Origin of the sequence: Lacimonas salitolerans, assembly GCF_042677865.1 — a bacterium.
Taxonomy (GTDB): domain Bacteria; phylum Pseudomonadota; class Alphaproteobacteria; order Rhodobacterales; family Rhodobacteraceae; genus Lutimaribacter; species Lutimaribacter salitolerans.
Genome location: NZ_JBHUDD010000029.1, coordinates 1 through 10,626, shown reverse-complemented (window position 1 = coordinate 10,626; position 10,626 = coordinate 1). Strand labels below are relative to the sequence as shown.

Sequence of the window (10,626 nt, the reverse complement as noted above, 5' to 3'; positions counted from 1 at the left end):
GCGGCCACAGAGTTCAAAATGGAGGAAAGAAGGGGGTGTCAGGACCTTGTGATACGATCCTGCCCCCTACCGGAATCTACCCCTATCTGGCCGAAAACCCCGAGGCGCGGCAATCCGAACTGCACGCGCTTGCGCATTACCTGGCCGTGGGCGATGCGCGCGGGGCGATCCCGGTGCATTACGCCGATCTTGGACTGCGCCGCGCCGACGGGGTGACGATCACCCATCCCGACGATCTGGAGGCCGCGATCCGCGCATTGCCGCCGCAGGATACGCAGGAGGTGGTGCTGGATGTCATCGTTCCGGTCTATCGCGCGCTGGACGAAACCCTGTCGTGCCTGTGGCATGTTCTGCGCGCGCGCGACGCGGTGCCGTTCGAGCTGGTGGTGGTGGATGACTGTTCGCCCGAACCGGAACTGAGCGCAGCCCTGCAGGCGCTGGCTGACAGCGGCCATATCACCCTGCTGCGCAACGACACCAACCAGGGCTTTGTCAAAAGCGTGAACCGGGGCATGGGCCTGCACCCTGACCGGGATGTCATCCTGCTCAATTCCGATACCGAGGTGCCTTCGGGATGGGTCGACCGGCTGCACCGGACCGTGCAGGCCGATCCGCTGATCGGCACGCTGACGCCGCTGACCAACAATGGCACGATCTGCAGCTATCCGCATTTTCCTCATGACAACCCGCACGCTCTGGAAATCGATTATGAAACGCTGGATGCCATCGCCGCCGAGGTGAACGCCGAGGCCGAGCCGGTGCCCGCCCCCACGGGGGTGGGGTTTGCGATGTATATCCGGCGCGCAGTGCTGGATGAGGTGGGCGATTTCGACGAAGAGGCCTTTGGCACCGGCTATGGCGAGGAAAATGATTTCTGCCAGCGTGCGCAGGCCGCCGGCTGGCTGGACATGATCGCGGGCAATGTGGTGATCCGCCACCTGGGCAACATGTCGTTTCAGGGGCAAAAGGCCGAACGGGTGCGCCATGCGACGGCCGTGATCAACGAACGCTACCCGAAATACGACGCCCGCGTGCAGCGGTTCATTGCCGCCGATCCGCTGCGCCCGCATCGCGCCCGCATCGACGAGGCGCGGATGATGCGACTGGAGGGCGCGCGCAACGTGCTGGTGATCTCGCACGGGCGCGGCGGCGGTACCGAACAGGCCGTCGAAGAGGATTGCGCCCGCATGGCACGTGACGGCATATCGGTGTTTCGGATGCGCGCGGACAGCCCGCACCGGGGCCGGGTCGTGCATTTCCATGCCACGGCCCCGGATCTGCCCAACCTCAAGGCGCTGGACCTGGAGCGTGACCGCGCCGCCATCATCGCGCTGTGGCAGCGGTTGGGCATCACCCGTGTCGATCTGCATCACCTGGCCGATTTCGGGCGCTTCGGAGCGCAGAAGCTGCACCGCCTGCTGCAGGAGGCTGGTCTGCCCTGGCGCTATGTCATCCACGATTACCTGCCGATCTGTCCGCGCATCAACCTGGCTGACGATCGGGGGGTCTATTGTGGCGAACCCGACAGCGACGGCTGTCGTCGCTGCCTTCAGGCGCTGCATTCCGAATTCGGCACTGTCGATATCGACTGGTGGCGCGCCGAAAATCGCCCGCTTCTGGCGGGGGCCGAGGCCTGCGTCGTGCCCGATCGCGACGTGGCCGAGCGTCTGACCCGCTATTTTCCCGAAATCGCGATCCGCGTGGCACCGCATGACGCGGTCACCCCCGGCGCGCGCCCCGTGGCGCGGCGTCAGCGGTCGGAAAGACTGCGGGTCGGTGTCATAGGCGCTATCTCGGATATCAAGGGCTTTGCCTATCTGATCGACTGCGCGCGGTTGGTTCAGGACCGCAACCTGCCCGTGACATTCGTGGTCGTGGGCTTTACCAAGGATGATCGCCTTGCCGCCGAGGCCGGTATCGAGGTGGCGGGCCGCTACAGCCACGACACCTTGTCCGAGCGGCTGGAGGCGCTGGAGCTTGACGTTATCCTGCAGCCTGCGCGCCTGCCCGAAACCTATTCCTACACGCTCTCGGCCACGATCGAGAGCGGTCTGCCGGTCGTGGTCTTCGACATCGGCGCGCAGCAGTCGCGGCTGCGCGGTCTGGGCGTGCCCGATGCCCATATCCTGCCGCTGCGTACCACGCCGCAAGAGATGGTCGCGCATCTTGATACGATGCGGCAGGCCCGGGCCGTCGAGCCTCTCTCTGCCTGACATGCCATTCTGCCCGGCGGCGGACAGTGCCACCGCCGGGCACGAGCTGTCGCTGAAAAATTGCCTGCCCACTGCGGGCAGGCGACGATCAGCTTTCGGGACGATCCGGTTTCGGACCCAGGCCAAGGCGGAACATCAACAGCTGATCGGCCAGCGCGAACCGTTTCAGGCGCACCACCGTCTGCTCTTTCTCGATCATCGCTTCCAGCCGGGGCCAGCGTCGGGCCTCTTGTCCGGCCGGGTCGGCATTGACGAACTTTCCGGTCAGATCCACGGTGATTCCCAGCCGGGTCTTGAGATCCTGTTCCAGCCGGTCCAGCCCATCCACGTTATAGACCCCGTCAAGTCCGCGCGCCGCAACAAGCGCGCGCTTGACCAGATCGCCGCGCGGCACATCGGCGACCTGCGAATAGCCGCGCAGCCTGCGGGTCGCAAGATAGGCGCAGTAGGGGCTGTGGTAATGATCGCGGACGAAACGCTGCCAGCCGGGCGTGCCGCTAAAAAAATAGTCATCGGGGCTGAGTTCCAGCGCCATGCGCATCCCGGTGCGCGCCTTGCTGGCCAGCTCTTCCGCGCTCAGACCCTCGGCCTGACGTCGCAGGTAGAAATAGAACGAGGCGATGCGCTCCAGCGGATCGCGCAGCACGGTGAACACGAACCGCGGTTCGGGCAGGGTTTCCAGCGCCTCCCAGTCGATATGGCCCGAATAGAGCCTGTATCCGGGCGGCAGTTGTTCGGTCCCCGGTCCCGCCTGGGTATGCACCCGCACCGGCGAGACAGCCTTTGCCCCGACCACGCGGGCCAGTTCGGAATGGATGGTCTGGCCTGCGGTCTTGGGGATATGCAGGAAGACGATGGTCGTGTCGGCGGATGTGGTCATCGTCATTTGGCTCGCAGGTCGACCACATCGGGGGCAAAGGGTTCCACATCCTTCATATGGTGCAGCCCGGAAAGGAAGCCCTGGATGTCGGACGGGTCCAGGTGATCCAGCTGCCAGGGCGCATAGCGCCACCATTTCAGCCGCAGCAGGGGGGTGACGAATTGCGGCCCCACCCGCCATTTGCGGATCTGCGCGGGGTTGCCCGCCACCACCGCATAGGGCGGCACATCCTTGCTCACCACCGCATGGGCCGCCACGATGGCCCCGTCGCCGATGGTCACGCCTGCGCCGATATAGGCCCCGTGGCCGATCCAGACATCATTGCCGATGGTGGTGATGCGCGCCTTGGTGGCCGGGCCCTGAAACTCGAACTTGTAGCTGTGATAGCCCTCGGCCCCTTCGAAGCCGGTGCCCAGATCGAACAGCCGGTCGCCCAGGTAAAAGGCCGGGCTGGTCGAGACCCAGGTGGTGGGGTGGTTCTGGCGGCCGATCTGTACATCCTCGCCGAACGAGCAGTAGCGGCCGATCTTTGCAGCAAAGCAATAGCCCGAGACCTGGTAGGAAAATGCGCCCAGCTCAATCAGATACTCGTATTGCGTCCATTTCAGGCTCGAAGGCGCCTCGATCACCGTGTGCTTGGGCAGGCTCACCTTGCCGCCAGGACGATTGAGCACCTCGACCCCACGGGATTTCAGCCAGGATATCGAAACCGTCTCGTTCATTGCGCCTCTTTCGTCTTGATTCTATCCGCCGCCACTGGCTGCGCCTGCGACACGATCCGTTCCATGCAATCGCGCACCGTCTGGGCAAGATCGGCCTCGATGTCAAAGGGCATCTCGACCCCGTTTTCCGCCGCGCGCACCGCCGCGCCCTGCGCGCCCAGACCAAACGCCAGCACCGGCAGACCGGTGGCCAGCGCCTCGTGCACGGTAAAGCAGAAGGTTTCCGGCCAGACCGAGGGGATCAGCCAATGGGTGATGCCATGCCGGCGCACCAGATGCGGCAGGTCCTGCACGTTGTAATTGCCATGCACGGCGATCGTGCCCGGCAGATCATAGGCCGGGTCGATATTGCCGATCAGCACAAGGCCCGGGCCCTTGCCATCCTGCGCGCGCAGGCCCGCCAGACGCTGGACGACCACCGCGCCCTTTTGGCGACCGATATTGCCCAGGACCGCCAGAACGGGGGGGGCGTCGGCGGCAGGGGCAGGCAGGCGCGGTACCGGGTGGAACAGGGCATGAGGTCTGAGCACTATGCGATCTGCCAGGCCGGGCCAGACCGCGGCCACCTGTGCGGCGCTGTCATCAGAGAACACCACCAGATCGGCACGGGCGGCGAACTCGGCCCAGGCCGCCTGCCAGTCTTCAAGTGACACCACATCCCCGTCTGCGCGGCGCGCGCTATGGGCAGGGTCTGCGCGCGGAGGCACGACCGGACCACGATAGGCCCAGTCGCTGTCAAGCAGCGTGTAAGAGGGCGACAGCGGAAAGTAATCGTGAAACAGCATCTCGGTGCGATCCTGCGGCCCGGTCAGCGCCATCAGCAGCGCGGGCAGTTCGACGGGGTCGGGATCACCCACGCCGCAGGAATAGATCACCGCCTTGCGCGGCAGCAGACCCAGCAGCCGGATGATATCACCGGCCGTATCGCTGTACCCGGTGATGCGGCCCTGCGGTGTGACCAGTTCCAGTCGCCAGCGATGGGCCGTGCCCACCCGCAGGATGACAGACGGCTTGCCGTCGTCCAGATCCCCGCCCACCCGACGTTCCAGCCAGTGATCGGCCCCGCCGCCCATCGCATGGGCCATGTAGACCGGCACCGCGCGGTCCGCATCCAGCGTGCCGGCCCAGGCCAGCCCCAGCGCCAGCCGCGCGGTCAGCGCCGGATCGGCGGCGATGAAATCCTGCACGCTTTGATCATAGCCGGGATAGCGGTGGGCGATGATGGCGTTGTTCCTTGCCACCAGTGCCGCCTTGTCTTGCGCGCCGAAACTTTCGCCGCCGCGATGTTCCACGAACAGCCCCGGCAGGCCCAGGTGCCGCCCGCCCAGACGCGCGGTCTTCTGGCACCAGTCGACCTCTTCGCCATAGCCGCGCCCGAAGGCCGGATCAAGGCCGGGCAGACGTGCCAGCCAGCCACGCGCCAGCGCCATGCAGAACCCCACCCCGGTGGGAGCGGTGATCGGCGTGGCGGGCACACCGATACGGGCCGCCACGGCGTCGATGGCATCGCCCTGACCGGGCACCAGCAGGGTGCGGGTGCAGATCGCGGGCACCGAGAATATCTCGGCGTCGTTGGACATCGGCGTGACGCTGGCCACGGTCGGATCGGCCAGCGGTGCCACCAGGCGGCTGGTCCAGCCCGCAGGCACCAGCGCGTCGGAATTGAGCAGGACCACCGCCCCGGGGGCGGCCTCGTCCCTGTCCTCCGGCGCAGGGTTCTCCACGGCATGGGCCAGCCCGCGATTGACCGCGCCGATGAAACCCAGGTTCTGCGGGTTCTCCAACAGGTCGACCTGCGCGCGCGTGGCGGCCCAGTCGCGCAGGAAGGGCAGGACGCGGGTGTCGGTCGAGCCGTCCTCGACCACGATCAGCCGGTAGGGCAGATCGGTATGGGCCTCGACCCGGGCCAGGCATTCCTGCAGCAGATCAAAGGCATTGTAGACCGGCAGCACGATATCGAGGCGCGCGGGGGCCCCTTCGCGCTCGGGTGTGGCCGCATCATCACCGGGCAGCAGCACCGGATCGATGGCCCCGCCCGATTGCGGCAGGCCCAGGCCCAGCCGGTCCTTGATGCGCGCGCGATGGGCGGGATCGCCGGTCAGCGCCCAGCCCAGCATCGCAGGCAGGCACCGCAGCAATGCACGGACAAAGCTCAGGACCAGCCGCGCACGCTGGCGGCGGGGCAGGGCGGCAGGCAGGCTGAGCGGCTCAACCCCGGCAGCGCCGGGCAGCGGTGTGACGATCAGGCCGGGTGCCTCGCTGCTGGCCAGAATGGCCGGGCTGTCGGGCAGCGACAGGTCGAATCCCAGTGTCGGCGGCAGACCCAGGGCAGCCGCCACATCCTCGCGGCGCAGGGTGGGGGTGCCCGAGGCCTCGGCCCCCGCCAGCACCAGCCTCAGCCGCGCGGCGCGCACCCAGCCGGTCACCTGCAGGCGGCCCGCATGCAGGCGGGTGGTATCGACATAGCCGATGACCTCGCCGGTCTGATCCGTGATCGGCTGCCGGGGCAGGGTGACATCCATATGTGCAGCGGCGTAACGGGTATAAAGGCTGATCAGACGCCGCAGCATCGGGCAAGTCTCCAGAAGATATCTTCCCGGCGGGAAACCGTGCCTGCCGACATTTTTCTAACCACCACGCGGCGCGCCCTGTTGCAAGTGAGAAATCCCACAGATTCCCTGCGCCGGCAGGCTGTGCCGGGGCATCTTTCACGCACCCATGGGCAATGCTATGACGCCTACAGGCCATCAGCCGTCCGGCACGGGACTACAGGCAGGATGCGCCCGCGGCAGTCAGAATGGAACCAGAGCAGCCATGGACACACCAGTCACGCGCGATATCGGCCAGGGCCTGCAGGCGGACCTCTGGGGCAGCACGGTCCCCGGCGGCATCAGCATCCTGGTCTTTCATGGCGGCGGCGGGGTTGGTGGCGATCCCACGATGATCGCCCCTTTTGTGCGGCTGCTGACACAGGATGCTCCTGCAACCCACCCGATAAGCGTGACGGTGCCACAATACCGCACGCTCAACCGTGATCAGGCCGGGTTTGACGACATGCGCGCCGATGCGGCCCGGGCGCTGGCCTGGGTGCAGGGCCAACTGCCCGATGACGGGCAGTTGTTCGTGCTGGGGGCGTCCTTCGGCGGGTTGCTGGCACTGGATGCGGTGATGGATGCCCCTGAACCCGTGCAGACCGCCGTGACCGGGATGATCCTGCTGAACCCGGTCACTGACACCGGCCCCGAAGGTTTTGCCAACCGGGTGCTCAACCCCGAGGCCCATACCGCCCTGTCGCCCCAGATCCGCTATGCCGGACACCCGCTGACGGGGCAGCCGCGCTGCATGATCGTGCATGGCGAGGGCGACGTGGTGGTGCCGGTGGCCAGCGCGCGCCGCTTTGCCGCGCTCTGGCCCGAGGGCAGGTGCAGTCTGCGGACCTTTCCCCGCGCCGGTCACGGTTTCTTCAACCAGCCCCCCCATGATGTCGTCGTAGCACGGGATGTGCGACGGTTTATCGGCCTGCCGGACGATGGCAGGCTGCAGCACGCCGCTGGTCCCGGGGTGCAGTCCAAACCTTTGGCCACACCCCAACCTGGGCAAGTCGCGAAACCGGCTCCGAAAGGCAGGAAACTGTTACCGGACGGGGCTTGCTTGGCCTATGGCATCGGTGCGCAGAAGGCAGGCACCAGCTGGCTGTTCGAATGCCTGAGCCAAAGTGCCGATTGCCACAACCTGCCCACCAAGGAACTGCATTATTTCGATGTGCTCAATCACAAGGGAGAGGCCGGACACGTGACCGACCGGCTGGCCCGGCTGCGCCGGAACATCGAGACCCTGACCGACGGCGTGAACACCGACAATCGCAGGCCACTGCGACGGGCCCGAATCCTTCTCGACCAGTTGTCGATCTATGCTACCAAACCTGGCGATCACAGACCCTATGTCGAATATCTTTTGAAGGACTATCAGGGGCAGCGGATCATTTGCGATTTCACCCCGTCCTATTCCGTGCTTTCCAGTGATGCCTTCGCCCAGATGGACAGTATCGGCCCGGCCCGGTTCATCTTTGTGATGCGCGATCCGGTCGAGCGGCTGTGGTCACATATCCGCATGGCGGTCAGCGCCAAATCTCCCAAGCTGACCGATGCAGACTATGAAACAGAGTGCATCCAGCATGCGCGGGATATGCACGCCCGACAGAATCTGGCTCGCATCCCGCGCGCCGATTATGCCCGCACCATGGCCGCACTCGAGGCGGTCGTGCCGGCCGAGCGCATCCATTACGCATTTTACGAAGAGCTGTTTACCCAAGGCAGCGTGGATCGCATCTGTGCGTTTCTGGGCATCGCCCCGGTTCCGGTCGAAAGCGACAAGCGGGTCAACCTGGGGCGCAGCAGCAGCCTGCCGCCCGACATCGCCGCCTTGCTGGAAAAGGGTCTGGCACCACAATATGCCGCTGTCGCTGCCCGCTTTGGCGACGCTGTCCCGGCCAGCTGGCGCATGGGAAAGGCGGACGATGGTGACCGCGCTGTCATGGCGGCCCGCGCCAGTCGGGGCGACAGCCTTGCCAGCAAGGTCGCAGGGCCGGGCAACCTGCTGTCCCCAGCGCGCGACAAGGGGCAAACCGCGACCGGGCGGGGCACCAATGCGGCGCGCGCCCTGACCCCGCGCCCGCTGGACAGCCTGCCCCGCATCGCCGCCGCGCAGATCGGCACGGCCCCCGAGGACGCGATCCATTTCCCTGATCTGCCGCATGGCACGACCAAGCCGGGATGGCTTGATCCCTCGGGCGCGCCCTATGTCATGGTGTTGCGGGACGCCGTGTTCTATCCCGCCCACGTGCTTGCGCAGTTGGCGCGGCGCGGTGCGGCGCCAGCGCAGTCAGACGCTTTGCCCCAGGGTCTGTCCTTCAAAGATCTTGGATTGCTGGTTGCGGCGGACGGGAGCCTGTTTCCCGACAGTTTCGGAAAATCCTGGAATGTGCCCCGTGTTGTCGCCCGGCAGCAGGGCCGATGGGCTGCAGAGCTTCCGGCAGAGATTGACCATATCGAAGGCACGTGGCTTTTCGCGGAACTGTTTTATGCCCATTTTGGGCATACGCTGACCGATATGCCGGCGCGGCTCTGGCCGATCGAGGCGGGTCTGGTCGATCCTCGCCAGATCGATGGCGTCCTTGGCCAGGGCATGCTTGGTACCGGGCCGACGGGTGCGAAGTTTCCGGCCTTTGCCCGGCAGGTGCTGAACGGGATCGGGCTGATCGATGAGCAGATCCGGTTTGCGGACAGGCCGGTGCGGATTGATCGTCTGATCGTGCCCCGCCGCATCGCGCCCTATGGGGCGATGTGGAACCCGGTATTTTCAAGAATGATGCGCAGCGCCGGGGCGCGCATCGCGGCCGATGCCAGCCCGGGCGACACGCCCCGGCGCATCTGGCTGTCGCGCAGCCGGCTTGAAAACGATAATCGGGGGGGGCCGCAGCTTGCTGCCCTCGATGATCTGATGCAGGGGCATGGTTTTACCGTCGTGCATCCGCAGGAGATGCCGTTTGCCGACCAGGTCGCGCTGGCGCGCGGGGCCACGCATATGGCAGGGCCGGTCGGCTCGCAGCTGCACCTGTGCGCGTTCTGTGCCCGGCCCGGGGCAAAGGTTCTGACCGTTGCACCGGACTATTTCAAACTAAACATCAATGATCGGCTGCTGCGCGACATCGGCGGCAGCGAAACCCATTTCCTGGTTCCGGGCGGGCGGGCGGCCGGCCGGCGTCCGGCACAAGGCAGCGTGGCAGTTCGACAGCGCCCTGAAGGACAGCTTTTCGGCGCTTGTTGCCGAGTGGGCGGCGGAAGGCTCAGACCCGCAGGGCGCGTGAAGAGGTCTGGCCTGCAGTTCAGGCCGGATTTCAGGCGCGAATGAAGCGCACGCCGGTCCCGTCGATCATCGCCGCGGTCAGCCGTCCCGTGGCATAGGCCCCGGTGTCGGTGGCCACCCGGCCCTGATCGGCCTGCGGTTCGGGCACGATGGTGTGGCCATGCACCACCCAGAGCCCGTCCCGGCGCGGGGTCCGCTCGAACTCCGGATGACCCCAGAGCAGCGCCTGCTCGGGCTGATCGGCCAGCGGCAGGGCCGGGTCGGCCCCGGCATGCACCACCGCCACATTGCCCGACTGCCAGTACAGCGGCAGCGCGCGCAGCCAGGCCTCGCGCCGCGCCCCCAGGGCCGAGTCCAGCCGGTCGCGCAGATGCAGCCAGTCCTCGTCCCCCGCCCCGGCCGAAGGCGGGGTGATGTGAAAGCTGGCCACTGTCTGCACCCCGCCATGTTTCATCCAGCGCGGCCCGGCACGGGTGGGCGCATCCAGAAAATCCAGCATCATGCGTTCATGATTGCCCATCAGGCAGATCAGCCGGTCGGAGGCCGCCTGCTGGCGCGCCATCAGCAGGTCGATCACGGCGGCACTGTTTTCGCCGCGATCGACGTAATCGCCCACGCAGACCCGCGTGACCGGATCACCCTCGGCATCCAGCCGGTCCAGCAGGCGCTCCAACAGGGCATCGCTGCCGTGAACGTCGCCGATCACCGCCAGCGGCGCATCGGGCGCGGGGGCTGCATCGAAAATCGGATTGGGGGCGCGTCTGCGCAGGAATGAAAACATGGGGCACAGATATGGGCTTTTATGTCTCACTCCAAGCGGGCTTTGGGCAAAACCTGTTGCAAAAACGTCCTTTGGCTGAGATTACTAGTACTACAGTTGCGGATATTGGAGATCTCTGATTCAACTCTATTCGAGGGAATGGGAGGGTTGGGTCATGACTGTATC

General features: G+C 66.1%; 6 protein-coding genes. 2 read left to right on the top strand and 4 right to left on the bottom strand.

Annotated elements, in window-relative coordinates:
• The first annotated feature begins 35 nt into the window (after nucleotides 1-35).
• Nucleotides 36-2,213, top strand: a complete 2,178-nt coding sequence (locus ACFTOW_RS03935; protein WP_379913299.1) for a glycosyltransferase — start codon at nucleotides 36-38, stop codon at nucleotides 2,211-2,213.
• Nucleotides 2,214-2,301: 88 nt separating this feature from the next.
• On the opposite strand, the gene ACFTOW_RS03930 is transcribed toward ACFTOW_RS03935, so the two are convergent.
• From ACFTOW_RS03930 to ACFTOW_RS03920, 3 genes are read right to left on the bottom strand one after another with little or no spacing between them, the layout of a single operon-like run.
• Nucleotides 2,302-3,093: a sulfotransferase family 2 domain-containing protein gene (locus ACFTOW_RS03930; protein WP_379913297.1), complete on the bottom strand. Its 792-nt coding sequence runs from the start codon at nucleotides 3,091-3,093 to the stop codon at nucleotides 2,302-2,304.
• 2 nt (nucleotides 3,094-3,095) lie between these two features.
• A complete protein-coding gene (locus ACFTOW_RS03925; RefSeq protein WP_379913295.1) occupies nucleotides 3,096-3,815 on the bottom strand; it encodes a CatB-related O-acetyltransferase in 720 nt (239 codons plus the stop codon).
• A complete protein-coding gene (locus ACFTOW_RS03920; RefSeq protein WP_379913293.1) occupies nucleotides 3,812-6,385 on the bottom strand; it encodes a glycosyltransferase in 2,574 nt (857 codons plus the stop codon). The genes ACFTOW_RS03925 and ACFTOW_RS03920 overlap by 4 nt, the downstream gene beginning before the upstream one ends.
• A 244-nt stretch (nucleotides 6,386-6,629) precedes the next feature.
• On the opposite strand from ACFTOW_RS03920, the gene ACFTOW_RS03915 reads away from it, so the two are divergent.
• Nucleotides 6,630-9,725 (top strand): glycosyltransferase 61 family protein, encoded by a 3,096-nt coding sequence (locus ACFTOW_RS03915; protein WP_379913291.1) that lies wholly within the window; start codon nucleotides 6,630-6,632, stop codon nucleotides 9,723-9,725.
• Here ACFTOW_RS03915 and ACFTOW_RS03910 read toward each other — a convergent pair.
• Nucleotides 9,712-10,461 (bottom strand): metallophosphoesterase, encoded by a 750-nt coding sequence (locus ACFTOW_RS03910; protein ID WP_379913289.1) that lies wholly within the window; start codon nucleotides 10,459-10,461, stop codon nucleotides 9,712-9,714. The two genes, ACFTOW_RS03915 and ACFTOW_RS03910, sit on opposite strands and share 14 nt — an antisense overlap.
• Between the last annotated feature and the right edge of the window lie 165 nt (nucleotides 10,462-10,626).

Excerpts from the sequence above, each read along its gene's own strand:
- ACFTOW_RS03930 (WP_379913297.1), bottom strand. The coding sequence starts at position 3,093 with ATGACCACATCCGCCGACACGACCATCGTCTTCCTGCATATCCCCAAG.
- ACFTOW_RS03925 (WP_379913295.1), bottom strand. The coding sequence starts at position 3,815 with ATGAACGAGACGGTTTCGATATCCTGGCTGAAATCCCGTGGGGTCGAG.
- ACFTOW_RS03920 (WP_379913293.1), bottom strand. The coding sequence starts at position 6,385 with ATGCTGCGGCGTCTGATCAGCCTTTATACCCGTTACGCCGCTGCACAT.
- ACFTOW_RS03915 (WP_379913291.1), top strand. The coding sequence starts at position 6,630 with ATGGACACACCAGTCACGCGCGATATCGGCCAGGGCCTGCAGGCGGAC.
- ACFTOW_RS03910 (WP_379913289.1), bottom strand. The coding sequence starts at position 10,461 with ATGTTTTCATTCCTGCGCAGACGCGCCCCCAATCCGATTTTCGATGCA.